Source organism: Rhizobium sp. CC1099, from assembly GCF_029714385.1.
Taxonomy (GTDB): Bacteria; Pseudomonadota; Alphaproteobacteria; order Rhizobiales; family Rhizobiaceae; genus Rhizobium.
In genome coordinates, this window is the sequence record NZ_CP121641.1 from 2,192,922 (window position 1) to 2,218,663 (window position 25,742).

Annotated in this window: 21 protein-coding genes and 1 other RNA gene; 1 reads left to right on the forward strand and 21 read right to left on the reverse strand. The window is 61.0% G+C overall.

The window, feature by feature from the left end; translation table 11 throughout:
- Positions 1 to 90: 90 nt before the first annotated feature.
- The 6 genes from lpxC to aqpZ form a co-directional block, all read right to left on the reverse strand.
- On the reverse strand, positions 91 to 1,047 hold the full coding sequence (gene lpxC / locus QA644_RS11335) for a UDP-3-O-acyl-N-acetylglucosamine deacetylase (protein WP_283068472.1): 957 nt from the start codon (positions 1,045 to 1,047) through the stop codon (positions 91 to 93).
- A gap of 289 nt (positions 1,048 to 1,336) precedes the next feature.
- Positions 1,337 to 3,043 carry a cell division protein FtsZ gene (gene ftsZ / locus QA644_RS11340; RefSeq protein WP_283068474.1) on the reverse strand — a complete coding sequence of 569 codons (1,707 nt, stop codon included), beginning with the start codon at positions 3,041 to 3,043 and terminating at the stop codon, positions 1,337 to 1,339.
- Between the two features lie 56 nt (positions 3,044 to 3,099).
- Positions 3,100 to 4,431, reverse strand: coding sequence for a cell division protein FtsA (gene ftsA / locus QA644_RS11345; RefSeq protein WP_022714376.1), 1,332 nt, complete (start codon positions 4,429 to 4,431; stop codon positions 3,100 to 3,102).
- Positions 4,428 to 5,360 (reverse strand): cell division protein FtsQ/DivIB, encoded by a 933-nt coding sequence (locus QA644_RS11350; protein WP_239598193.1) that lies wholly within the window; start codon positions 5,358 to 5,360, stop codon positions 4,428 to 4,430. The genes ftsA and QA644_RS11350 overlap by 4 nt, the downstream gene beginning before the upstream one ends.
- Positions 5,348 to 6,274 (reverse strand): D-alanine--D-alanine ligase, encoded by a 927-nt coding sequence (locus QA644_RS11355; protein ID WP_283068475.1) that lies wholly within the window; start codon positions 6,272 to 6,274, stop codon positions 5,348 to 5,350. Before QA644_RS11355 ends, QA644_RS11350 begins: the two co-directional genes overlap by 13 nt.
- Positions 6,275 to 6,572: 298 nt before the next feature.
- The gene (aqpZ, locus tag QA644_RS11360; protein WP_283068478.1) at positions 6,573 to 7,259 is read right to left on the reverse strand and encodes an aquaporin Z; all 687 of its coding nucleotides are present in this window, start codon (positions 7,257 to 7,259) and stop codon (positions 6,573 to 6,575) included.
- Positions 7,260 to 7,511: 252 nt separating this feature from the next.
- Between aqpZ and QA644_RS11365 the strand changes: the two genes are divergently transcribed.
- Positions 7,512 to 8,816 carry an MFS transporter gene (locus QA644_RS11365; RefSeq protein WP_074068925.1) on the forward strand — a complete coding sequence of 435 codons (1,305 nt, stop codon included), beginning with the start codon at positions 7,512 to 7,514 and terminating at the stop codon, positions 8,814 to 8,816.
- Between the two features lie 100 nt (positions 8,817 to 8,916).
- Here QA644_RS11365 and murB read toward each other — a convergent pair whose 3' ends face one another.
- The 15 genes from murB to QA644_RS11440 all read right to left on the reverse strand — a co-directional run bounded on the left by murB (position 8,917) and on the right by QA644_RS11440 (position 25,610).
- Positions 8,917 to 9,891 (reverse strand): UDP-N-acetylmuramate dehydrogenase, encoded by a 975-nt coding sequence (gene murB, locus QA644_RS11370; RefSeq protein WP_074068926.1) that lies wholly within the window; start codon positions 9,889 to 9,891, stop codon positions 8,917 to 8,919.
- Positions 9,888 to 11,303, reverse strand: a complete 1,416-nt coding sequence (murC, locus tag QA644_RS11375; RefSeq protein WP_239598188.1) for a UDP-N-acetylmuramate--L-alanine ligase — start codon at positions 11,301 to 11,303, stop codon at positions 9,888 to 9,890. Before murC ends, murB begins: the two co-directional genes overlap by 4 nt.
- On the reverse strand, positions 11,300 to 12,424 hold the full coding sequence (gene murG, locus QA644_RS11380; RefSeq protein ID WP_283068486.1) for an undecaprenyldiphospho-muramoylpentapeptide beta-N-acetylglucosaminyltransferase: 1,125 nt from the start codon (positions 12,422 to 12,424) through the stop codon (positions 11,300 to 11,302). Before murG ends, murC begins: the two co-directional genes overlap by 4 nt.
- Before the next feature lie 191 nt (positions 12,425 to 12,615).
- A complete protein-coding gene (gene ftsW, locus QA644_RS11385) occupies positions 12,616 to 13,770 on the reverse strand; it encodes a putative lipid II flippase FtsW (RefSeq protein WP_039845350.1) in 1,155 nt (384 codons plus the stop codon).
- A 1-nt stretch (position 13,771) separates the two neighbouring features.
- Positions 13,772 to 15,184, reverse strand: coding sequence for a UDP-N-acetylmuramoyl-L-alanine--D-glutamate ligase (gene murD, locus QA644_RS11390; RefSeq protein ID WP_194730034.1), 1,413 nt, complete (start codon positions 15,182 to 15,184; stop codon positions 13,772 to 13,774).
- 7 nt (positions 15,185 to 15,191) lie between these two features.
- A complete protein-coding gene (mraY, locus tag QA644_RS11395; protein ID WP_022714365.1) occupies positions 15,192 to 16,292 on the reverse strand; it encodes a phospho-N-acetylmuramoyl-pentapeptide-transferase in 1,101 nt (366 codons plus the stop codon).
- Positions 16,293 to 16,314: 22 nt separating this feature from the next.
- Positions 16,315 to 17,748, reverse strand: coding sequence for a UDP-N-acetylmuramoylalanyl-D-glutamyl-2,6-diaminopimelate--D-alanyl-D-alanine ligase (locus QA644_RS11400; protein ID WP_283068490.1), 1,434 nt, complete (start codon positions 17,746 to 17,748; stop codon positions 16,315 to 16,317).
- On the reverse strand, positions 17,745 to 19,262 hold the full coding sequence (locus tag QA644_RS11405) for a UDP-N-acetylmuramoyl-L-alanyl-D-glutamate--2,6-diaminopimelate ligase (RefSeq protein ID WP_208644996.1): 1,518 nt from the start codon (positions 19,260 to 19,262) through the stop codon (positions 17,745 to 17,747). Before QA644_RS11405 ends, QA644_RS11400 begins: the two co-directional genes overlap by 4 nt.
- A 6-nt stretch (positions 19,263 to 19,268) precedes the next feature.
- Positions 19,269 to 21,020, reverse strand: a complete 1,752-nt coding sequence (locus tag QA644_RS11410) for a penicillin-binding protein 2 (RefSeq protein WP_283068492.1) — start codon at positions 21,018 to 21,020, stop codon at positions 19,269 to 19,271.
- 2 nt (positions 21,021 to 21,022) lie between these two features.
- Positions 21,023 to 21,463 (reverse strand): hypothetical protein, encoded by a 441-nt coding sequence (locus tag QA644_RS11415; protein ID WP_283068494.1) that lies wholly within the window; start codon positions 21,461 to 21,463, stop codon positions 21,023 to 21,025.
- Position 21,464: 1 nt separating this feature from the next.
- The gene (rsmH, locus tag QA644_RS11420; RefSeq protein ID WP_194730038.1) at positions 21,465 to 22,490 is read right to left on the reverse strand and encodes a 16S rRNA (cytosine(1402)-N(4))-methyltransferase RsmH; all 1,026 of its coding nucleotides are present in this window, start codon (positions 22,488 to 22,490) and stop codon (positions 21,465 to 21,467) included.
- Positions 22,491 to 22,504: 14 nt separating this feature from the next.
- Entirely contained in the window at positions 22,505 to 22,945 is a 441-nt protein-coding gene (mraZ, locus tag QA644_RS11425; protein WP_283068497.1) for a division/cell wall cluster transcriptional repressor MraZ, read from the reverse strand.
- Between the two features lie 417 nt (positions 22,946 to 23,362).
- Positions 23,363 to 23,760, reverse strand: an RNA gene (gene rnpB, locus QA644_RS11430) — RNase P RNA component class A.
- Between the two features lie 56 nt (positions 23,761 to 23,816).
- Positions 23,817 to 24,992: an FAD-dependent oxidoreductase gene (locus tag QA644_RS11435; protein ID WP_283068499.1), complete on the reverse strand. Its 1,176-nt coding sequence runs from the start codon at positions 24,990 to 24,992 to the stop codon at positions 23,817 to 23,819.
- A 54-nt stretch (positions 24,993 to 25,046) separates the two neighbouring features.
- A complete protein-coding gene (locus QA644_RS11440; protein ID WP_283068501.1) occupies positions 25,047 to 25,610 on the reverse strand; it encodes a transglycosylase SLT domain-containing protein in 564 nt (187 codons plus the stop codon).
- Positions 25,611 to 25,742: the final 132 nt, after the last annotated feature.

Genomic DNA, 25,742 nt, shown 5'->3' on the forward strand with positions numbered 1-25,742 from the left:
TATGCTGCAGAACAGTTATCGGCTTACGGAAGTGCTAAAAAAAACCGCCTCCCGAAGGAGGCGGCCCTGGCCTGAAATTTGGTGTGGAGGTCATGCCGACCAGGGGGCGAATCCGGGAGCGTTAACGGCGACGAAATCGCGGGGTGTAACGCGCGGGCGCGCAGCAGAAGTCTCGACAACTTCGTAGGCAGTCGTGTCGCTGAGCAGCGCCTTCAAAGCATTGGCATTCATCTTGTGACCACCGCGATAAGAGCGGTAGCAGCCGATGAAGGGAGCGCCGGCAAGTGCCAGGTCGCCGACGGCATCGAGCGCCTTGTGACGCACGAACTCATCCTTTGCGTAGCGCAGGCCTTCGACGTTGATGACCGTATTGTCGTCGGAGATGACGACTGAATTCTCAAGCGACGAACCGAGCGCATGGCCGGAGGCCCAGAGACGCTCCACGTCACGCATGAAGCCGAAGGTGCGTGCGCGCGACAGTTCGGACTTGAAGGTCACTGCCGTCAGATTTCCTTCCCATTTCTGATGGCCGATCAGCGGGCATTCGAAATCGATCTCGACTTCGAAGCGCGTGCCGTCATACGGACGGAACTCGCTCCAGGAGCCGCCATGCTCGATGCGAACCGGCTTGGTGATGCGGATATAGCGACGCTTCACGCCGAGCGAAACGAGGCCAATCTGCTCGATCGCCTCGATAAAGGGTGCCGAACTGCCGTCCATGATCGGCATTTCGGCGCCGTAAACCTCGATCACGACGTTATCGAGGCCGAGCGCGTAGAGCGCTGCCATGACATGTTCGATCGTCGCAACCGAATGCGCCGGGGAAAAGCCAAGGACGGTGCAGAGATCGGTGCTGCCGACCTGAGCGGAGACGGCACGCAGCTCGGTGACGCTGCCGTCGTCATGCATGCGATGGAAAACGACGCCGGTATCGACTTCAGCTGGATTGAAAGTAATGGTGACTTCCGCGCCGGAATGGACGCCGGTGCCCGAAAGCGTCACCGGGCGCGAAACCGTCGTCTGGAAGCCAAGCATGCCAATAACCATAAAATTCTGCCTTTATTGCATTTACGGTCCGTAGCGCCAAAAGCACCGAATAACCAACCGCCAACCTATTTTGCCCATCGCCGAATTGTCGCCATGAAGGCGGCAAGGCACGGTCCCATGACGTCATTCATACGTGCGGCCGGGCTCCAATCCAAATCACTGTTCGTTTCGCTTTGTTACGAAACCATCCGCTTGAAATGATTTAGGAATCATCAACTTATATGACACTTTGAAACAGCTGCGCCCGGAACCGTGATCCCGGGCACATGCGTGGCGATTCTGTGTCCGCTCAGTTCGACTGGCGGCGCAAGAAGGCAGGAATCTCAAGCTGGTCGTCTTCCTGCATCATGCGGGCCTGCGGAACACTGCGGCCCTGGTCGTCGAGATTGCCGCGGCGTGGCGCATAAAGGTTCGCCTCGGGCGAGAGCGGGCGGCGCTGCTGCGAAGCGGCGGCAGGCGCTGCCGTCATCTCGGGAGCGACTTCCTCTTCGCGGCGGCCGAGCGAATTGGTGATTCGCTTCAGCAGGCCCATCGGGCCGCGCTCCTCATGCGCCTGTGCGGCAGCTGGTTGGGCGCGGTGATCGATCTCGGCCTGAACGACCGGCGGGAAGTCCTCGACCTTCGGCATGCGGACCGGCTGCTGCATGGCAGGTTCCTGGCAAACCGGCTGCTGCTGCATGACCGGCTGCGGCGCCGGCTGGCTCATAACGGGTGCCGGCGCGGGCTGCACCGGAGCCGGACGAGCGGCCGGAGCTTCTTGAGCGGCTGCGAAGATGCGGCTCTGCGGACGGAACGCGTCCTGAGCAACAGGCTGCTGAACCGGAGCTGCAGGCCGCGGAGCCGGGATTTCGAGCTCGCGTTCCATCTCGGCTTCCGCCATGCGGATGGTCTGCGCGATCGGATCGGCCGGCTTCGGTGCCTGCATGACTGGCGCAGGCTGAACTGCGGCCGGTGCCGGAGCAACGGCCGCGGAAGGACGGATAGTCGGCTTGGCGGCAGGCTGGAAGTTCTTCGCAGCAGCTTCGTTCATCGCACGGTCGATACCGGTCGCAACGACAGAGACGCGGATGATGCCTTCGAGCGATTCGTCGAAGGTCGCGCCGAGGATGATGTTGGCATCCGGATCGACTTCTTCGCGAATGCGGGTCGCAGCCTCGTCGACTTCGAAGAGCGTCAGGTCGCGGCCGCCGGTGATGGAGATCAGGAGGCCCTGAGCACCCTTCATCGAGGTTTCATCGAGCAGCGGGTTGGCGATTGCAGCTTCGGCAGCCTGCATCGCGCGTCCCTGGCCGGATGCTTCGCCGGTGCCCATCATCGCGCGGCCCATTTCGCGCATGACCGAGCGGACATCGGCGAAATCGAGGTTGATGAGACCTTCCTTCACCATCAGATCGGTGATGCAGGCAACGCCCGAATAGAGAACCTGGTCGGCCATGGCGAAAGCATCGGCGAAGGTCGTCTTGTCGTTTGCGATACGGAAGAGGTTCTGGTTCGGAATGACGATCAGCGTATCGACTGACTTCTGCAGTTCCTCGATGCCGGATTCGGCAAGACGCATGCGGCGACCGCCTTCGAAGTGGAACGGCTTGGTGACGACGCCGACGGTCAGGATGCCCTTGTTGCGCGCGGCCTGCGCGACGACCGGGGCAGCACCCGTACCTGTGCCGCCGCCCATGCCGGCGGTGACGAAGCACATATGCGTGCCGTTGAGGTGATCGATGATCTCATCGATGCACTCTTCGGCGGCTGCGCGGCCGACTTCCGGCTGCGAACCGGCACCGAGACCCTCGGTGACGTTGGCGCCGAGCTGGATGATGCGTTCGGCCTTCGTCATGGTCAGCGCCTGGGCATCCGTATTGGCAACGACGAAGTCGACGCCCTGGAGACCGGCAGAGATCATGTTGTTGACAGCATTGCCGCCGCCGCCGCCGACACCGAACACGGTGATACGCGGCTTCAGCTCAGTGATATCCGGCTTTTGCAGCTTGATAGTCATGGTACCTGTTCCTTCTCTTTATGGCCGCATCGCCACGCCGGCCAATTCACTCAATATCAGAAGCTTTCCTTCAGCCACTGGCCCATCCGGGCGATGCGGCTGTTATTACCCCCAAGCGACATGAGCAGACCGCTCTGTGACGCATGTGTTTCCATGTCCGCGACCTGCGGATAGATCATCAGTCCGACCGCCGTCGAAAACGCCGGTCCCTTGGCTGCCGTCGGCAGACCCGAGACGCCCATCGGACGGCCGATGCGGACGTTGCGCGCCAGGATGCGCCGCGCCACTTCCGCAAGACCGGTCAACTGGCTTGCGCCGCCCGTCAGCACGACGCGCTTTCCGACGATCGGGCTGAAGCCCGAGCGCTGGATCCGGTCGCGGATCAATTCCATCGTTTCCTCGATGCGTGCACCGACGATGCGCGAAACGAGCGCGCGCGGCACCTGCGTCGGCTGATCGCGCTCGTCTTCCCCGATCGGCGGGATCGAGATGAGCTCGCGCTCGTCGGAGGAGTTCGAGAATGCCGAAGCGTGAACCACTTTCAGGCGCTCCGCGTCTTCGATGCGGGTCGAAAGGCCGCGCGCCAGATCGGTCGTGACGTGAAGGCCCCCAAGACCGACGGCATCCGTATGGACCAGCTTGCCTTCGGCAAAGACCGAGATCGTCGTCGCGCCGCCGCCCATATCGATCGCGCAGCAGCCGAGCTCGACCTCGTCGTCGACGAGAGCCGCCAGCCCGGAGGCGTAAGGTGTAGCAACGATGCCCTCGACGGAGAGATGCGCGCGATTGACGCTGAGCTCGAGGTTCTTCAATGCGGCACGTTCGGCGGTCACGACATGCATGTCGACGCCAAGCACATCGCCATACATCGCCAGCGGGTCGCGGATACCGCGTTCGCCATCGAGCGAGAAGCCGGTTGCGAGAGAGTGCAGCACGGCGCGATCCTGGCGCAGCGACTGCTGGCAGGCGGCTGCAAGCACCTTCTTGAGATCGTTGAGTTCGACTTCCTGGCCGCCGAGATCAATCGTCGCCGTGTAGATGTCGCTGCCCAGACGGCCGGCCGTCAGATTGACAATCAGGCTTTCGACGGTAAGGCCCGCCATACGCTCGGCCGCATCGACGGCAAGTCGGATGACGCCTTCGAGCGCATCGAGATCGGCGATGACGCCGGTCTTGATGCCGCGGGAGCGCTGGTGGCCGATGCCGATGATTTCGATGTCGTGCGTGCGGCCCGGAAGAATCTCGCTCTCTTCGCGGGGCGTCAGGCGGCCGATCATGCAAACGACCTTGGTCGATCCGATGTCGAGCACCGAAACGATATGCGACCGCTTCGACGACAGCGGCTTCAGGCGCGGCAATCCGAAATGGGACGAACCGAACAAGCTCATATATTCTGCCCCGCCTTCTTCAAATCCTTGGTCCGCTGATCGACAACGACCTGCCGGCGCGCCATCGCCTCCGGGGTCAGTTGGATCGCGGTCCTGTCCACCAGCCTGAGATCGACCGCTGCGATGTCGCGCGCCAGAAGATCCTGTTCCTTGTTGAATTTCGACAGCCTGGCGAGCGCCTGATCGACATCGTCGGACGGCAGCTTCACCACCACGCCGTTATCCATGTGCAGGTCCCAGCGGCGGCCGGAGACCCAGACGTAAGCCTTCACGCGCGACGTGATGTCCGGCCACTTCGAAAACTCGCCTTCGAGCGAAGCCGCAGCACTTTCTGCATCTCGGCCGACAACGAGTGGCAACGTCGAAAACTTGTTGTCGCGAAGCGGCGCAATGACGCTGCCATTCCTTTCGATCAGCGAAAGCTCCTGCCCGTGCTGCCAGATCGCATAGGCCTGGCGCTCCTTGAGCTTGACCTCGATCGTCTTCGGATAAATCTTCCTGACCTCGACGCTTTCGACCCACGGAAGCTTGACGATCTTCCGGCGCGCAGCATCGACATCGAGCGCCACCAGCGACGTCGTTCCGTCGAGACCAAGAAGTTCAAAGATTTCGATTTCGGAGGTTTCGGAATTGCCCGAAACCTTCACATCCTCGATGGCGAAACCGGCAGCCGTCGTCGCCGCCTGCGCGACTGTTTCCGTATGGCCGCCGAGCGACATGCCGTAGAGGCCGGTCGCCGCGAAGAATGCAAGGGCAGAAATCGTCCCGGTATGCGCAGGAATATGGATTCGGCCAGTTCCGAGACTGACGAGGAAGCGCACCGCACGGCGCAGCGGACGCGGGAGAACCATCCGCCCATCGCCCTCAGCAAGAGCGACGCTCGGTTGACGGCTTGGGCGCCCTATCCTTTTGACCGTCAACGAGAACAAGAGGCGTCCTCCACCATCCAACGCAAGAATCCACCAAAGGAATAACCGGCATGGCCGGCCATTTCGGGCACAAGGGAGGTTGGCGTCATGCCCGGCTGGGTATTCACTTCCAGCCAGATAACTTCACCATCTTCGGAGAACCGGTCGTCGTAACGGAAGTCGGACCGACTGACCCCACGACAACCAATTGCTTGATGCGCCCTTAACGCCAATGTTTGTATTTTTTGGTAAATATTCGGTGAAATTTTCGCCGGGATGACGTGTTTTGAGCCGCCCGCAGCATACTTGGCATCATAGTCATAGAAGTTGTGACCCTGCGGCACCACTTCGGTCACGCCGAGAGCCTTGTCGCCCATGACACCGCATGTCAGTTCGCGGCCATAGACATACCGCTCGACGATGACCTCTTCGCCATAGCGCCACTCCGGCGAACTGATGATCTGCGGCGGATGGGCCTGATCCTCCTGAACGATCACGACACCGAAACTGGAGCCCTCCCGGACAGGCTTCACGACATAGGGCGGCTTCATTGGATGCTCGGCCGGAAAGGCGAAGCGATTGATGACTTCCGATTGCGCCACAGGGACGCCGGCCGCCGCTGCAACCCCCTTGGCCTTGCCCTTGTCCATCGCAAGCGCAGAGGCAAGAACGCCGGAATGCGTGTAGGGAATTTCGAGATATTCGAGGATGCCCTGGATGGTGCCATCCTCGCCGAAGGGGCCATGCAGCGCATTGAAGGCGACATCGGGACGAAGCGCCGCCAGCTTCGCAGAAATATCGCGATCGACATCGATCCGCGTAACCTGGAAGCCCTCGCCCTCGAGAGCATCCGCGCAAGCCGTTCCCGAAGACAGGCTCACCGGCCGCTCCGAGGAAAATCCGCCCATCAGGACAGCGACATGCTTGCGACTCATACGAACCCCCAAAATAAACCTCAGCCTGATTTTCGAGGCTTGCACCAAGCTTGCCCGCGAATCCGCTTCGCCTCAGACATGGGAGGGATATGACAACATTATGGTTAATGAAGTGTTTACTTTTATTAACCGGGTGCCTTCCCGAAAGGTTTCCACCCCTCAGGAACCCCACTTGGCCTGCATGTTTCCGACTCGAAATCAGCGCGTTGCGGCGACATGCTGAAGTTCGCTCACAGCATGAAAAAACCCGCACAGATGATCCATGCGGGTTCGCCCGGACAGGCAGCGAAGGCCGCCCTCAGTCGTCCTTGTCGAGCAGTTTCCAGACAAGCCCGCCAAGCGCACCGCCGGCGATCGGCGCCAGCCAGAAGAGCCAAAGCTGCTGCAGGGCCCAGCCGCCGACAAAGAGAGCCTGGCCTGTCGAGCGGGCGGGATTGACGGATGTGTTCGTCACCGGGATCGAGATCAGGTGGATCAGCGTCAGCGCCAGGCCGATCGCAAGCGGCGCAAAGCCAGCGGGTGCCCTGCCATGCGTGGAGCCCAAAATGACGATCAGGAAGACCAGCGTCAGAGCGACTTCGATGACCAATGCCGAAGTCAGCGAATAGCCGCCGGGAGAATGCTCCCCATAGCCGTTGGAGGCAAAGCCTCCCAATTCAAAGCCGGCCTTGCCGCTTGCAACGAGATAGAGGAGAGCGGCGGCCGCAATGGCACCGATCACCTGCACGACGATATAGGGAACGAGGCGTCCCACCGGGAATCGGCCGGCGACCGCAAGGCCGACGGAAACGGCCGGATTGAAATGGCCTCCCGAAACGCCGCCCACGGCGTAAGCCATCGTCAGCACGGTCAGGCCGAATGCCAGTGAAACACCGGCAAAGCCGATTCCAAGGTCCGGAAAGGCTGCAGCAAGAACGGCACTGCCGCATCCGCCAAAGACCAGCCAGAACGTCCCCAAAAACTCTGCAATAAGCCTTTTCTGCATATTTCTTCCTTCAATCTCAATCAGAGAGCGAAGAAGGAAGTCGCCTAAAACTGATTCCCGTCAATCCCCTCAATTTCAGGTAGCGTTGGCCACGCAGCTAATCATAATACGCGAGACGAAAATCATCGCGGTGCGGCGGCATCGGATTTCATCACTTTCTTGCCCATTCGGCGTTTGCGCGGAATTAAAATTGCGTTAAGAGCCTTCGACCCTTTCCAAGGGCGCTCTTTATAAATCCCGAATGGAATAAAAATGTCTGACGCGATATCTCCCGTATCGCCGACCTCCGCTTCATCGAACAGTGCGCAAGTCAATTCGCCGGCGCGCGTTCTGATCGCGAGCCTTGTCGGCACCACGATCGAATTCTTTGATTTTTATGTCTATGCGACGGCAGCCGTCCTGGTCTTCCCGACGCTGTTCTTCCCGAACAACGATCCGACCACCGCCCTTCTCGCTTCCTTTGCCACCTTCTCGATCGCCTTCTTCGCCCGTCCGCTCGGCGCCGTTGTCTTCGGTCATTTCGGCGACAGGATCGGTCGCAAGACGACGCTGGTCGCCGCCCTCCTGACCATGGGTATTTCTACGGTCGTTATCGGCCTGCTGCCCTCCTACGGATCGATCGGCGTCGTGGCGCCGCTGCTGCTCGCATTGTGCCGGTTCGGCCAGGGCTTCGGCCTCGGCGGCGAATGGGGTGGCGCTGTTCTCCTCGCAACCGAGAATGCGCCGGAAGGCAAGCGCAGCTGGTACGGCATGTTCCCGCAGCTCGGCGCACCCGTCGGCCTCTTTCTCTCCTCCGGCGTCTTCTGGCTGCTGCTGCAGGTCATCTCGCAGGACGCGCTTTTGAGCTGGGGCTGGCGCGTTCCATTCATCGCCTCGATCGTCCTGATCGTCATCGGCCTGTGGGTTCGTCTTTCGATCACTGAAACACCGGCCTTCCAGAAGGCAATTGACAAGCATGAGCGTGTTGCCGTGCCGGTCGCGGAACTGTTCCGCAAGCACAAGCGGAGCTTGTTCCTAGGCACCTTCGTGGCGCTCGCGACCTTCGTGCTCTTCTACATCGGCTCGGCCTATCTGCTGTCCTACAACGTCAAGGTTCTGAAAATTCCCTTCCTGGACGCGCTGGAAATCCAGATTGTCGGCTCGGTCGCCTTCGGCATCTTCATCCCCGCCGCCGGCAGGCTCGCTGAAAGATTCGGACGCCGCGAAGTGCTGATCCTTACCACCGTCGTGATCGGTATCTTCTCGTTCTTCCTGCCCGGCCTGATGACCGGCGGCGAAGGCAGCATCGTCGTCTTCGCGATTGTCGCCATGGCACTCATGGGCATGACATACGGCCTGATCGGTACCGCGCTGGCGGCCCCCTTCCCGACCGCAGTGCGCTACACCGGCTCGTCGATCACCTTCAATCTTGCCGGCATCTTCGGCGCCTCGCTGGCCCCCTATATCGCCACCTGGCTGCAGACGAACTACGGCATGCTTTATGTCGGCTACTATCTCGGCCTTGCTGCCGTGATCACGCTGATCTCAATCCTGGCATCGGGCCGCGACGAAGTCTGATCGAGACTGCCTCCAGGTCAATCAAAGGCCGCGGCGGTTTCCCGTCGCGGCCTTTTTCATTACTGGCAATCGACTGGCCGTTCTGGATAGATAAAAACGGCTATTCGCTGGTCACACCCTGGAACGGGCGCACCTCGCGGCCCGGCATGAAGACGCCGAGGCGCTTGATTTCCCATTCGAGCTTGACGCCGGAATTTTCGAAGACTTCACGGCGAACCTGCTCGCCGAGATATTCGAGATCGTAGCCCGTCGCCTGCCCCATATTGATCATGAAATTGCAATGAAGCGACGACATCTGCGCGCCGCCGATGACGAGACCCCGGCAGCCCGCTTCGTCGATCAGCTTCCAGGCCGAATGACCTTGGGGATTCTTGAAGGTCGAACCACCGGTCTTCTCGCGGATCGGCTGCACCGTCTCGCGGTGATTGCGCACCGCATCCATGTCGGCGCGGATCTTCGCCCGGTCCTCCGGATAGCCCTCGAAAAGCACGGAGGTGAAAATGAGATCAGGTGAGGCCGTGGAATGACGGTAGGAATATCCCATGTCTGCATTCGACAGCACGAGCTTGTTGCCCTTGCGGTCGATGGCATTGACCTCGACCAAGCGATCGCGGGTCTCGCTGCCATTGGCGCCGGCGTTCATGCGCGCCGCACCGCCGATGCTGCCCGGGATGCCATAGAAGAAATGGAGGCCGCCGATGCCGTTGTCCATCGCCATCGCGGCCACATGCTTGTCCGGGCAGATGGCACCGGCGAGAATGCGGTTGTCGCCCGCAAGCTCGACCGAACCGAAGCCCTTGGCAGAAAGCCGCAAGACGACGCCCGGAATGCCGCCATCGCGCACGAGAATGTTCGAACCGACGCCCACGACCGTCAGCGGCACCTCTTCCGGCAGGATTTTCAGGAATGCGATAAGGTCCGCCTCGTCGTGCGGCTGGAACATCAGCTCGGCAAGACCGCCAGCATGGAACCAGGTGACACGGTCCATGGGGGCATCCGGCGTGATACGGCCCCGGATATCCTTCACACCTTCTCCGAGAGACTCGAGAAGCTTTTCCCCATTCACCTGTTTCATGCAGACTTTCCCGAAAGACCTTCCAGTTGCTTGGGCAGCGAGACTGCCCAGTAAGTTATATTCCCAGCCCCTAAGAGAACCACAAAATCGCCGGGCTTTGCAATCTCCGCGACCATTTCAGGCAAAAGCTCCTGATGAGCGAGGAAGCGCGCGTCGCGATGGCCACCCGCTTTGATGCGGGAAACGAGTGCCTCGGAATCCACGCCTTCGATCGGATCTTCGCCCGCGGCATAGACCGGAGCAAGGAAAATGCTGTCGGCATCGTTGAAACAGGCGGCAAACTCTTCGAACAGGCTGGAAAGGCGCGTGTAGCGATGCGGCTGATGAACGGTGATGACGCGGCCCTTGCAGGCTTCGCGCGCGGCCTTCAGCACGGCCTTGATCTCGACCGGATGATGGCCGTAGTCATCAAAGATCTGCACGCCGTTCCATTCGCCGGTCAGCGTAAAGCGGCGCTTGACGCCGCCGAAGGAGGCGAGGCCCTTTGCGATGTCGGCGCTCGAAATGCCGAGGCGGTTGGCGACCGCAATCGCTGCCGTTGCATTCGAAATGTTATGTCGGCCGGGCATCGGCATCACGAGATTGTCGAGCCTGATGACCTGTCCCGTGCGGCGGCGGCGGATTTCGACGTCGAAGATCGACCGTGCACCGTCGATGCGCACATTCATGAAGCGCACGTCGGCCTGCGGATTTTCACCATAGGTAATGACCTTACGGTCTTCGATGCGGCCGACGAGAGCCTGGACCTCCGGATGATCGAGGCACATGACGCCGAAGCCGTAGAAGGGCACGTTCTCGACGAACTGCCGGAAGGCGGCGCGCACGGCGTCGAAATTGCCGTAGTGGTCGAGATGTTCCGGATCGATGTTGGTCACCACCGCGACGTCAGCGGGCAGCTTCAGAAATGTGCCGTCCGACTCGTCGGCCTCGACCACCATCCACTCGCCCTCGCCCATGCGTGCATTCGTGCCGTAGGCATTGATGATGCCGCCGTTGATGACGGTCGGATCGAGCCCGCCTGCTTCGAGCAGCGTGGCGACGAGCGATGTCGTCGTCGTCTTTCCATGCGTGCCACCGATGGCGATTGCATTGCGGAAGCGCATCAGTTCGGCGAGCATTTCGGCGCGGCGCACGACCGGCAGCAGCTTCTCGCGCGCGGCGATAAGCTCCGGATTGTCCTTCTTGATGGCGGTCGAGACGACCACAACTTCAGCATCACCCAGGTTTTCCGCCTTGTGGCCGACGAAGACTTCGATGCCCTTGTCACGCAGGCGCTGCACGTTGGCGCTGTCGGCCTGGTCCGATCCCTGCACGCGGTGGCCGAGATTATGCAGCACCTCGGCGATACCGCTCATGCCGATCCCGCCGATCCCGATGAAATGGACGAGGCCGATCGCCTTCGGCATTTTCATGACTGTGTCCCCTTGAACTGTGCAATTGTACGTCCGGCGCCAATAGCCTCAACCATGCCGGCAAGCAAGTTCGCAGCGTCCGGTTTCCCGGCCTGCTTTGCGGCTGCCGCCATCCGGGCGAGCTTTTGCGGGTCGTTCATCACATGAGTCAGGATCGAAGTGATCTTCTCCGGCGAGAGCTCCGATTGTGCGATGACCTTCGCGCCACCGGTCGCGGCAAGGGCTGCGGCGTTCGCCGCCTGATCGTGATCAAGTGCATGCGGATAAGGCACAAGCACGGCCGGACGGCCAATGACCGAAATTTCCGAAACGGTCGAGGCGCCCGAGCGGCAGATCACCAGATGCGCATTTGCAAGGCGCTCCGCCATATCGGTGAAGAACGGCGCGATATCCGCCCCCATCTCAAGCCTGGCCACACAGCCGCTCACCATTTCCATGTCTTCGGGGCGCACCTGCTGGGTAATGCGCAACCGCGCACGCAACTCGTCGTCAAGCAGGCTGATCGCCGTCGGCATCGCCTTGGAGAAATATTGCGCCCCCTGGCTGCCACCGAAGACGACGAGATTGAAGGGCTCTCCGGCATGGGAAGGCTTGTATGGCACCTTCGCCGCTTCGATGATCGCCGGACGCACCGGATTGCCGGTGGTCACGGTCTTCTCGGAATAAGCGCCGCCATTCTCCGGCAGGAAACCGCCGGCGATCGCCTGCACGCGTTGCGCCAGCGCCTTGTTGGCGCGGCCCATCACGGCGTTCTGTTCGTGGATCATCGACGGCACGCCGAGGCGCGTGGCGGCAAGCAGCGGCGGCACGGTCGGATAGCCGCCGAAACCAACGACGACCGCAGGCTTCAGCCGCTGGATCAGTTTCTTGGCGGCACGCACTCCGGTCCACAGCGTCCACAGCGAACGCGCGACTGCGACCGGGTTCTTCGAGCCGATCGTCGCCGACGACACGACGTGGATTTCATCCGCGGGGAATTTGCCGGCAAAGCGCTCGGCACGGCTGTCCGTCACGAGATGCACGGAATAACCGCGCGCCTTCAGCTCGTATGCCAAAGCCTCTGCTGGAAACACGTGGCCGCCGGTGCCCCCGGCGGCGAGCAGGATGATACCTTTGCTCATCGGTAGGTTCGCCTTTCAACCAGGCAGCCGCCCCTCATCCGCCTGGCGGCACCTTCTCCCCGTATTGACGGGGAGAAGAACGCATGCCGCAACTTCTTAGTACCCCTCACCGTCTCATGGGGCACGTCCCCTCTCCCGGCAAGCGGGCAGTGGGTTAGGGTGGGGGACAATTTAGACGGCACGGGCATATTTTACTCCGCCGGCATTCCGTGCGGCACGCGGAAGAGGCTCCGCTCCTGTGCACGTTTTTCCGGGCGATGGCGCGTCAGCGCGAGAATAAAACCGGCGGTCACGCAGATCGCGACCATGGACGAACCGCCGTAGGAAATCAGCGGCAGCGTCATGCCTTTTGCCGGAAGCAGCTCGAGATTGACGCCGATATTGATGATCGACTGGATGCCCATCTGAAGCACGAGCCCCGCGACGGCAAACCGGTTGAAGTCGTTCTTCTCCTTATATGCGTGCGATAGCCCCCTCAAAACAAGGACCGTGAAGAGCAGAACGAGCGCGATGCAGAAGATGATGCCGAATTCCTCGGCGGCGACCGAGAAGATGAAGTCGGTATGCGCGTCCGGGATGATGCGCTTGACGATGCCCTCCCCCGGTCCTTTACCAAACCAGTCGCCGCGGATGATGGCCTCGCGCGCAGTGTCGATCTGGAACGTGTCGCCCTCGCCGGTCATGAATTTGTCTATTCGCCCCGCCACGTGCGGGAAGACGTAGTAGGCGCTGAGCAGCCCGCCAGCACCGCCGGCGCCGAGCAGGATGATCCATATCCAGGGCATGCCCGCCATGAAGAACATGCCACCCCACACGGCCGTCGTCAGGATCGTCTGGCCAAGGTCAGGTTGGGCGACGAGCAGAGCCGCGACCATCCCAAAGAGGATGATCGCAAAGAGGTTGCCCGGGATTTCCGGCTGACGCGCATGCTCTGCAAAGAGCCAAGCACAGACGACGACGAAGGCGGGCTTCATGAATTCCGACGGCTGGACCGAGATGCCGGCAAGCGTCACCCAGCGTCGGGAGCCTTTGACCTCGATGCCGAAGAAAAGTGCCAGGACCATCATGGCGAGCGAGATGACAAGCAGTAGGATGGCGGTCCGTCGCACCTGCCGCGGCGTCAGAAAGGAAAGCCCGATCATGACGGCGATCGAGGGGATCATGAAAGCCGCGTGGCGCTTCACAAAATGGAACGGCTCGAGCCCGATGCGCTCGGCAACCGCGGGCGAGGCCGCAAAGGAGAGCATGAAGCCGACGCCCATCAGGAAGATGAACATCGCCAGAAAAAAGCGGTCGATGGTCCAAAACCAATCGGCCAAAGGCCCACGTTCCGCACGGCTCACCATGTCATTTATCTCCTGTTGCCGAACCGACCAGCATAGTCACTCCGTCGAGCGCTGCCACATGGCTGACAAATGCATCGCCCCTGACTTCGAAGTTCTTGTACTGGTCGAAGCTTGCGCAAGCCGGGGATAACATCACCGCGGATGGACCAGTGTCATCTTTTTCCGCATCGGCCGCGGCATGGGTAACCGCGCGTTCCAGCGTCCCCGAAATCTCGTAGGGCACCGCCTCGCCGAGCGTCGCGGCAAATTCCGCCGCCGCTTCGCCGATCAGATAAGCCTTGGCGATGCGCGGGAAGAACGGTGCAAGCGTCGTGATGCCTCCCGCCTTCGGCAGACCACCGGCGATCCAGTAGATGCGATCGTAGCTGGAAAGCGCGGGCGCTGCGGCGTCTGCGTTAGTCGCCTTCGAATCGTTGACGAAGACGACGTTGCCGCGTGTCCCGACCGGCTGCATGCGATGTTTGAGGCCGGGGAAGGAGGCAAGCCCGGTGCGAATCTCTTCGGCCGAAACGCCAACGGCAAGGCAGGCGGCGACCGCCGCAGCGGCATTCTGCGCATTGTGGCCGCCGCGTAGCGTCTGGATGCCGTCGAGATCGGCAAGCGGCAGAGCCGCAGCCGAAGAAGCCTGTATGAGCTTCGTACCCTCGGCATAGATTCCATCGGCCAGCGGATGGCGGCGCGAAATGCGGACGACCTTCGTTCCTGCCCGCTCGACGCGATCAGCGATCATTTCGCAATGACTGTCATCGACGCCAACGATAGCGGTGCCGCTGCCGGCAACCAGGCGCTCCTTGATGCCGGCATAGTGCTGTATCGTGCCGTGACGATCGAGATGATCAGGCGTCAGGTTGAGCAGGATGCCAGCAGAGGGATTCAGCGTCGGCGCCAGATCAATCTGGTAGGAGGAGCACTCGACGACATAGTAGCGTCCTGCCTTCGGCGGATCGAGCGTCAGCACGGCCGTTCCGATGTTGCCGCCAAGCTGCGTGTCGCGGCCGCTGGATTTCAGGATATGGGCAATCAGCGCGGTCGTCGTCGACTTGCCGTTCGTGCCTGTGATGGCGATGAACGGGCAATCCGGCGCATGCGCCCGGCGCTCGCGCACGAAGAGTTCGACATCGCCAACGATATCGACACTGGCGGCGCGGGCGAGATCGACCGTCCAATGCGGTTTCGGATGCGTGAGCGGCACACCCGGAGACAGAACGAAGAGCGACTGAACGCTCCAATCGATGCTTCGCAGGTCCGCGGTATGGATTCCCTCGGCGGCCGCCTTGGTGACACTGTCCGGATTGTCGTCCCAGGCCGTGACATGGGCGCCGCCCAGAATGAGCGCGCGGGCCGTTGCAAATCCGGACCCGCCAAGCCCGAATAGGGCGACCTTCTTTCCTGCAAACGTCGTGACAGGAATCATGTCCGCCTCACCGCAGCTTGAGGGTCGAAAGGCCGAGCATCGCAAGGCCGACGGCGATGATCCAGAAGCGGATCACCACTTGGCTTTCGGTCCAGCCCTTCTTCTCGAAATGGTGATGGATCGGCGCCATCAAGAAGACGCGGCGCCCGGTCATTTTAAAGAAGCCGACCTGGATGATGACCGAGAGCGTTTCTGCAACGAAGAGACCGCCGATGATTGCCATGACGATCTCGTGCTTGGTCGCGACCGCAACGGTGCCGATCGTGCCGCCGAGCGCCAGCGAACCCGTATCGCCCATGAAGATTGCGGCGGGCGGCGCATTGAACCAGAGGAAGCCGAGGCCTGCACCGATGACTGCGCCGAGAACCACGGCAAGTTCGCCCGTGCCGGGCACGAAGTTGATCTGCAGGTAGTTCGCAAAGACCGCATTACCGGCAAGATAGGCGATGATGCCGAAGGAGGCGGCGGCAATCATCACCGGAACGATCGCTAGACCATCGAGACCGTCCGTCAGGTTGACGGCGTTGCCCGCCGAAACGATGACGAAGCCACCGAAGGCCACGAACACGATGCCGAGATTGATCAGGAAATCCTTGAAGAAAGGGAATGCGACCGAGGAGCCGAAGGTCGAGCCTGCGGTACCGGAGGCAAGCGCGGTGCGCATCATGAAATAGACGGCGATGCCGGCAATCACGAACTCTATGCCGAGACGCGCCTTGCCCGAGAACCCCTTATCGCTCTGTTTCGTGACCTTGAGATAGTCGTCGTAAAAGCCGATCGCGCCGAAGCCGAGGGTGACGAGCAGCGTCGCGACAACATAGACGTTGGAAAGGTCGGCCCACAGAAGCGAGGCGCCGACGATGCCTGCGAGGATCATCAGCCCGCCCATGGTCGGCGTGCCGGCCTTCTTGAAATGCGTCTGCGGCCCGTCGGCGCGGATCGGCTGGCCCTTTCCCTGGCGGATTCGGAGCGAGTTGATGATCATCGGCCCGAAGAGGAAGACGATCAGTGCGGACGTGAAGAGAGAGGCGCCTGTACGGAAGGTAATGTATCTGAACAAGTTCAGAAATTTCAGTTGGTCCGACAGTTCGACTAGCCAAATCAGCATTCGGGGCCCCTTGTTTACCCGGTCAAAGTTCGCGTTGCGTGTCTACAAATGGCGCAAACCTGTCAAGGATCGCAGCGACAATCTTGCCGAAGCCTATCCCCAAAGACGATTTCACCATCAACACGTCGCCAGGCGCGACCGAGTTCAATACATATTCCGTCAGTTCTTCCGTCTTCTCGCGGTATTCGATCTGCACGCTGTCGGGAAGCGATTCCTTCAGCGCCAGCATGTCCTTGCCCGCAAGCCAGACATATTCGATGCCGGCCGCAAGCAGCGGCCCGGAAAGGTCGGAATGAACCTTTTGTGCGTATTCGCCCATTTCCAGCATGTCGCCGAGCACGGCGATGCGGCGCCCGCGGCCTGCCGGACCGGCTGTGGCAAGCAGCGCGATCGCCGCGCGCATCGAGGCGGGGTTGGCGTTGTAGCTTTCGTCGATCAGCGTGAAGCTGCCGTTTCCGATCGACAACTTGTGGCGGCGGCCCCTGCCCTTTTCGGGCTGCAGGGTGGCCAGCGCTGCGATCGCCTTGTCGAGGTCCGCGTTAACGAGCGTGACGATGCCGAGAGCGGCCAGCGCATTTTCCGCAATATGCCGTCCGGGCGCGCCGATCGCCACTTCGAACGTGTCGCCGTCGATCGTCAGCCAGAGCGCCGAGCTTTCGTCCGAACCGTTGAATTCCGCAAGGCGGAACTCGGCCTTCGCGTGCTGGCCGAAGGAATGGATATTCTCGATGCCGAGCGACTGCGCCGTCCGTTCGAGGAAATTGTATTGGTCGCTGTCGCGGTTGAGCACGACATGCCCGCCGTGCACCAAGCCTTCGAAAACCTCCGCCTTCGCCGCGGCGATTTCCTTGATGCTCTTGAAATTGCCGAGATGCGCGGGAGCGATCGTCGTGACGACGGCGACATGCGGCCGGATCATCTTCACCAGCGGCCGGATTTCGCCCGGGTGGTTCATGCCGACTTCAAAGACGCCGAAGTGCGTGTCGAGCGGCATGCGTGCCAGTGTCAAGGGCACGCCCCAATGGTTGTTGAAGGAGGCGACGGAGGCGTGCACCTTTCCGGACGGCGAAAGCACGTGGCGAAGCATCTCCTTGGTCGTCGTCTTCCCGACAGAGCCCGTCACCGCAATGATCTGAGCCCGCGAACGCTGACGCGACGCGACGGCAAGCCGACCGAGGGCTGCGAGCACATCGTCGACGACGATCATCGGAACAGTCAATCGGCCAAGCCCCGGAAGGCGGGCTTCGCTGACGACGAGAAGTGCAGCACCGTTCGCCATCGCCATCGAGGCGAAGTCATGGCCGTCGACCCGGTCGCCCTTGATGGCGAAGAAGGCTTCGCCGGTACCGATCGAGCGGCTGTCTATGGAAATGCCGGTGATGCCTTCAGGAAGCGTGCCGAACGGGCGGCCCGCCATGGCGGCAATCATGTCATCGGTGGTCCAAAGCCAGTTCACGATTTCAGCTCCTCCAAAGCTTCGCGCACTTCGGCGTGGTCCGAGAACGGCAGCGTCACACTCCCGATGGTCTGCCCTTCTTCATGCCCCTTGCCTGCAACGATGAGTGTGTCGCCGGATTTCAGCATGCCGACGGCCTCGTAGATCGCCTCCGAACGATCACCGATCTCGGTGGCGCATGGCGCCGCAGCCATGATCTCGGCTCGGATCGAGGCCGGCTCCTCGGAACGCGGATTGTCGTCCGTGACGATCACCACATCGGCCAGGCGGCAGGCGATCTCACCCATGATCGGACGCTTGCCCCGGTCGCGGTCGCCGCCGCAGCCGAAGACAAGGATCACGCGCCCGGTCGTGAAGGGACGCACGGAATTCAGTACATTTTCCAGCGCATCCGGCTTGTGGGCGTAATCGACATAAGCAAGCGCGCCATCCTTCGTATGGCCGACGAGTTCGAGACGCCCCGAGGCGCCCTGCAGCTTTTCAAGCGCGGCCATCGCGATCTTGGCTGAAACGCCGGTGGACATGGCAAGCGCCGCGGCAACCAGCCCATTGGCGACCTGAAAATCGCCGGCGAGCGGAATATCGACCTCGAAAATCTCGTCACCGCAATGAACTTCGGCGATCTGCTTGTGACGGAAGTGCTCGACCCGCTTCAGCGCCAGATAGTCCCCTTTGCGGCCGACGGTGCGGACATCGTGGCCCGCATCCTTCGCCGCTTTGATCGCCTGCTCGGACCAGGCGTCGTCGGCGAAGATGACGGCAGGCGAACCCTTCGGCAGCAACGTATCGAAAAGCCGCATCTTGGCGGCCATGTAGCTTTCGACGGTCGGATGATAATCCATGTGATCGCGGCCGAGATTGGTGAAGGCGGCAGCCGAAAGCTTCACGCCATCCAGACGGCACTGATCGAGACCGTGGCTCGATGCCTCCATCGAAGCGTGCGTCACGCCCTCGTCAGCGAGATCGGCCAGCAGCTTGTGCAGCGAAACCGGATCGGGCGTCGTCAGCGAGCCGTATTCGTTGCGCATCGGCGAAACGACGCCGGTCGTGCCGATCATGGCCGCCGGATGTCCGGCATAGGCCCAGATCTGGCGCGTGAAGGAAGCGACGGAGGTTTTGCCCGCCGTGCCGGTTACGGCAACCATCGTCTGAGGCTGCCTGCCATAGAAATGCGATGCGGCGACGGAGAGAAAACGGCGCGGTTCCTTGACCGCCAGGACAGGAATGGGAGCCTCGACGGCTTGAGCCGACACGGCAAGGGTCGCGCCATGTTTGGCGGCATCGGCGATATAGACCGCGCCGTCCGCCTTCGAGCCGGCCACCGCAATGAACGCCATTCCGGCTTCGATCTTGCGGCTATCGGCTGAAAGCCCGGAAATCTCCAGCCCGCCTACCGGCCCTTCGAGTTGCTCCTTGATTTCCGGAAACGCGCTTCCGGCTATGTCCCGCAGTTTCATCGAATGTCTTTTCTCTCTCACGCCGCCCACCCCACGCGAATCGGCGCTGGTATTCATTCACACTCAATAAGACACCAGCAAGGCCGATCCGTCTTGGCCAAATTGCGGTTCGATACCGAGGATGGGTGCGGCACGCCGGATGATGTTCTTGACCATTGGCGCAGCCGTGTAGGCAGCGATGTTCTGGCCCTTTTCGCCGTTATGTGGCTCGTCGCAGAAGGTCAGCACGACATATTGCGGATTATCGATCGGGAACGCCGCGATGAAAGCGTTGAAATTCAAATCATTCGCGTAGCGGCCGTTGACGACCTTGTCGGCCGTGCCCGTCTTGCCGCCAACGTTGAAGCCTGGCACGTCGGCGTTGCGTCCCGAACCTTTGAGGCCGTTCAGCTTGAACAGGTAGCGGATTTCGTCGCTGGTGCTCTTCTTGACGACGACCTCGGCCGTCTCGTCTGCCTGGTCACGGGTGCGCGGCAGGAAGGTCGGCTCGATGAGCTTGCCGCCGTTGACGAGGGCTGCGCCGGCAACGGCCGTCTGCAGCGGTGTCGTCGAGACGCCATGGCCGAAAGAGATCGTGATCGAGTTGATCTTCTTCCAGATCTTCGGCTGGCTCGGCATCTTCACTTCCGGCAGTTCCGTCCGCATCTTAGTCAGCAGCCCAAAGCGCGTCAGATAGTCCTTCTGCAGGTCCATGCCGACGATATCGATCATCTTCGCCGTGCCGATGTTCGACGAATATTCAAAGATTTCCGGCACGGTCAGCCAGCGGCGCTGACCGTGGAAATCGTTGATCGTAAAGCCGCCGATGCGGATCGGGCGGCTCGCATCGAAGCTGTCGTTAATGCTGACCTTGCCGCTGTCGAGCGCCATGGCCGTGCTGAAGGTCTTGAAAGTCGAGCCCATTTCGAACGTGCCGTTCGACATGCGGTTCAGCCAGCCTTCCTTGGCGCCCTCTTCCGGATTGTTGGGGTCGAAGTCCGGCGCTGAGGCCATGCCGAGCACTTCGCCGGTATGAATATTAAGGACGACCGCGCCCGCGCCCTTGGCTTCGTAGTTGGTGACCGCGTTTATCACGACGTCGCGCACGATGTTCTGGACGCGCAGATCGATCGAGAGCTTGACCGGCTCGAGCGGCTGATCGCTGGTCATTCCTACCGATGCCAGGTCGGCAAGGCCCTGGTCGTCGATGTATTTTTCCATGCCCGCGACGCCGCGGTTGTCGATGTTGACGTAACCGAGAATATGCGAGGCCGTCGGACCACCCGGGTAGAAGCGACGCTTTTCCGGACGGAAACCGATACCGGGAATGCCGAGCGCCAGAATCTGGCTCTGCTGCTTCGGGGTCAGCTGGCGGCGAAGCCACGCGAAATGCGAACTCTTGACCGAGAGCTTCTTGTAAGTGCCCTTCACGTCGAGATCGGGCAGGACAGTCGCAAGCTTCTCGATTGCCTCATCGGCATCGACGATCTTGTTCGGTTCGGCAAAAAGGGAAACCGTGCGGATGTCGGTCGCCAGCACTTCGCCGTTGCGATCGAGGATGTCGGGCCGCGACGCCATCAGGCGGTCCGGTGGCAGGATGCTGGAAACGACTTCCGGATCCTTCATCCCATATTCGACCAGGCGGCCGCCGATGACGCCGTAAAGCGCGGTGAACCCGAGGATCAGCAGGCCGACGCGGCTTTTGGCCTGACCGGACTTCTTCTTGCGCGAGCCTTCAAGCGGCAAGCTGCCCGACGGGCCACCGAAGCGGTTATAGACGCCGGAGGAGAAATGCGCCTGGCTTTTTAGGACCATGATGCGAGAGAGAAACGACATGGCTACTCCACAGATCCCGTTGACATCAGATCCTCTTCTTCCGCCTGCGGTGCCGGAGTGGGAACCGGCTGCGCCTTGGCAGCAACGGCCGTACCTGCGCGTGCACCAGGCTTCTGGCCGTTCTTCGCCTCGGTGATTTCCGGAACCGGAACCTGCGATTTCAACATCGGCAATTCGCGCATATGGACGAGCGCGGTGGAGTCCGTCGGCTGCAACTTCAGTTCGCCATTATAGGTGTTCACCAGCCGCTCCAGCCGGTTCGGCTGCGATTGCAGCGCCCAGTCGGCCTTGAGCAGATCGATCGTATCCTTTTCGAGCTTGATCTCGGCTTCGAGGCGATGAACCTCTTCGAGCTTCAATTCTGCGCGGTGCTTGATTGTATAGGTCACGGTGGCCGCTGCCGTCATGACGCCGATGAGCACAAAGTCGAACGTTCTCAGCATATCAACCCCCAAGCTTTCCGAGGCTGGCAAGACTGGGCAATCCGAAGATCGACATATCCCCAGCTTCGGCCGGCGCATTGGTACGCGTGCCGGCCCGCAGCTTGGCCGAACGCGCCCGCGGATTGGCCTCGGCTTCAGCCTTACCTGCAGCAATCATGGATTTACCGATTGGTTCGAAGGTCGCCGCGCGCTCATGGGCGATCGGCAGATGGCGCGAGCCTGAAGCTTTGCCCGCGCGGTCGGAGAAGAATTTCTTGACGATCCGGTCTTCCAGCGAATGGAAGGTGACGACCACGAGACGGCCGCCGGGCTTCAAGACGCGCTCGGCGGCAAAGAGCGCCTGCCCGAGCTCGCCAAGCTCGTCATTGACGAAGATGCGAAGCGCCTGGAAAACGCGGGTCGCCGGATGAATCTTGTCCTTCATCTTGCGCGGCGTCACCACCTCGATGAGCCCGGCGAGATCGCGCGTCGTTTCGAACGGCTTTTCGGCCCGGCGCTTCTCGATGGCATGTGCGATACGCGGCGCCTGATCTTCTTCACCGAGGAAATGGAAGATGCGGATGAGTTCGGCGACCTTTGCGCGATTGACGACGTCGGCGGCAGAAACGCCGGAAGCAGACATGCGCATGTCGAGCGGGCCGCTCTTCTGGAAGGAGAAACCGCGCTCGGCCTCATCGATCTGCATCGAGGAAACACCGATGTCGAGCACGACGCCGTCGAGTCCACTCTCAGGCGCATGATCGGCCAGGCTGGAAAACTGCGAATGCGTGAGCTTCAGGCGGCCGCCATAGGCTGCAACCATGTCCTGGCCGGCCGCAATTGCCGTCGGATCCCGATCCAGCGCGATCACATCGGCGCCGGCATCGAGAATGGCCGATGTGTAGCCGCCGGCACCAAAGGTTCCATCGAGAATGATTTTGCCGGAAGCCGGCTGAAGTGCTGAAAGCACTTCAGCAAGAAGAACCGGAATGTGGCGAACCGGTCCGCCACCGGCATCAGTTGAACCTCCGCCAGGATTCGCCGCCATTCCGTACCCTCGTTCTATCCGGAGCGCCTGCCCGCCAGCCTGCGCTCCCCTCGTGCCTGTATCTGGGCCGCCTGGAATGCCTGCGGCTGCCACAGCTGAAAATGGTCCGCCCGACCGACGAAGGCCACCTCGTCCGAGACGCCGGTAAAGTCGCGGATGAAGTCCGTGACCATCAGCCGCCCCTCGGCGTCGAGCTTCATGAAGACCCCGCCCCCATGGATAAGAAGCGACATCTCGTTCGCATCCGGCGAAAACGGATCCTCCGCAGCGATCTGCCGCTCGAACCTTTCGAGAAGATCCGGGCCGCCGACGCTGATCGCCGGAAACACAAAGTCCTGAAAGCAATAGAGCTCCTGGACGTTGCGCTGCGCCAGAACGGAGCGAAAGGCCGCGGGCACGGAAACCCTGCCCTTGGAATCGATCCGGTTGGTCGCATTCGAAAGGAAGCGGCTCATGACACGAAACATCCGTTCCCGAAAGAGCCCGAGCAGAATTCAGATGCCCGGAACCCTCAAATTCAGACACAGCTTCACCAGCCGGATGAACGAAAATCCATCCGGCGCCTCCGGAAAGGAAGACGCCTTGGCTTTGCGATTGATGGGCGTTTGATTGCCCTCGTGCAGTGCATTTATGGGATACCATGGGACCATATGGGCGTCAATGGGAAACGCCCGTCTCGCGATGAGCGCAGTATCGAAAATTTATAAGCTGTTAAGTTTAACAAAGGGTTAGGATCGGCATTTCCGCTCGTCCCAGAAAGCATCGATGAGAAAAAGACTCCGCACGACGGCACATGCGCGATCATGCGCAAAAATCGCGAACAATCAGAGGATTACGGATCGGCGCCCCGAAATCCGACGCCACAGAAGTTAATCGCCAGTTGGCCTGTAAGCCGGGTTCTGTATGGCTCCGGCCGAAGCCGGAACGTGGCAGCCATTCCTCTGGGACAGCGTTTGCACGCTGCCTCACGCAACCCACCCGGATGACTGACCCGGAAACCGGCCGGCGGGCTTTCGCCCGCCACGTCATCCCTATTCGGTCTTGCTCCCGGTGGGGTTTACCGTGCCGTCGCCGTTGCCGGAGACGCGGTGGGCTCTTACCCCACCCTTTCACCCTTACCTGCGCAAGCGCAGGCGGTTTGCTTTCTGTGGCACTTTCCCTGAGGTCGCCCTCGCCGGACGTTATCCGGCACCGTATTTCCGTGGAGCCCGGACTTTCCTCACCTTACCGCCTTTCGACATTGGTAAAGCGCGGCTGCCCGGCCAACTGGCAGGGCTCAAATAGCCGAGAGTGCCGCCAATTGCCACTGGAAATATACGGATGACATTACCGGAAAGAAGGTTTGAAATCGGTAGCGTAGCCCTGATCCCCGATTTCACCCTTAAACAACAGCTCAGCCCCAAGACGGCCAATCTCGTCGGAACTCTTCGCCGAAGTGCCGGCGCAGCCGGTCAGCACCGCAAACAGTGGAGACGAAGTATAGCCGATCATCGGATAACGGCTCTTCGTATGCGAGACGGCGCAGGCCGCCGTCGAAACGGAAAGCGGCCGCAGATCCGGAACAAGACGGCGGACAATCGCCATGAGATGGTCGCGCACCGCCGGCCGGCCGTCGGTCCGGAACCAGGCACGCAAATCCTTCTCGGTCTTAAGTAGGTAGTCATCGGGATCGCCGCCGATCTTCAGATAGAATTTCAAGTCGGGATAGCGGATCGGAGGCAGCAGATAGATGTCGGTCTCCGGCGCCTCGACGATCAAGGACGGCATGGCGGCAAACTCTGCGGCCTGCGCCTCGTTCACCTCGAACAGTGCGACCGTGCGCCCATGAACCGACATATCAACCGATTGCGGCAACAGATTCTCGCCAATGGAAAAACCGCCTGCCGCAAGCAGCACTTTTTCCGCCGAGTAGACCTTGCCGCCCGAGGTCTCGACAACGGCAACCCCGCCCGCCTCGCGGATCGCCGTCACAGCGTCGCGAACGACTGTTGCACCCGCCTTTTCCGCAATGATCGACTGCGCCTTCACCAGTTTGCGCGGACTGATATGGCCGGCGCCCTTTACCTGGAATACGCTCTCGCAGCCGTCCGGCAGGGCAAAGAATGGAAACGCTGCTTTGAGGCTCGCCTCGTCGAGCAGCTTCGTTTCGACACCAAGCGATGCAGCGGCTTTGGTCGTGTTGACGATATAGTCGCTCTGGGCCGGCGCCACGAAGGCGCAACCCGCTTCGGTGTAGAATGTGATGCCGCTCTCTGCTTCGATCTCAGCATATCGGGCGATGGAACGATTGGCGAGCAGCGCCCAGTCGCGATCCGGATCGACGGTCCGGGTGATGCGGCCCTCGTCGTAATGGCTGGCGAAAACACCCTGATGCGCCTTGCGATTTTCCGGTTCGTCTGGACCGATCACGGCAACGCCGTCCGTCTGTCTCGCCAGATGCTTCGCCGCCGCCGCGCCCATCATGCCGCGGCCGACGACGATATATTTGAAATCAGCCGCCATATCTCACCTCGCTATGAGGTCCAGATAGCACGGCGGCCGACGCGATTCATATTCTTAAATCGAGGTTTGCGCCGCGCTTGACATAAGAGTCAGCACTTTGCCGCAATAGGCCTTTGAGATCGGGTTCATCTTCCGTGCGCCGTGGCCGGCATTGTATTTGAGGATGGTGTTGCAGGTCTGCCCGCCGCCGAGCTCGTGGGCAGCCGCTAGATATTTCATCCCATATTTGATGTTCGTTTCTGGATCGAAGAGGCCCTTCTTCGTTCCCGAATAACCCATCATGCGCGCCGTTGCCGGCTTGATCTGCATGAGGCCGATCTCGCCTGCGCTGCCGCGTGCCTTCGGGTTGAAATTGCTCTCGACACGAACGACGGCGTGGGCAAGCTCGACAGGCACGTCATATTGCTCGGCGTATTTGGCAATTAGAACGGAATACTTATTGGCCGTGAAATCGGGCATTGCATAACCGCTTTGGCGGTCGACGGTCTTGAAAAGGACCGTCTGGGTTTTCTCGTTGCCGTCATTGTTTTTATTACCTGCATCGCCAGCAACAGCGCAGCCGTACCCTGCCAGCAGCAGACTTGCGCATGCCGCTGCACCAATAATCAAATATCTCATGTAGTCTAGTTACTCCGACCCAAAGAATTACTGGACTGCGCGCCTCGCCGTCTTCCGGTTCCACGTGCCAAGGACTGGCAACGTTCCGCAGCAATTCTTATCGTTTCATTTTGACTCCCGCAGCTACACACA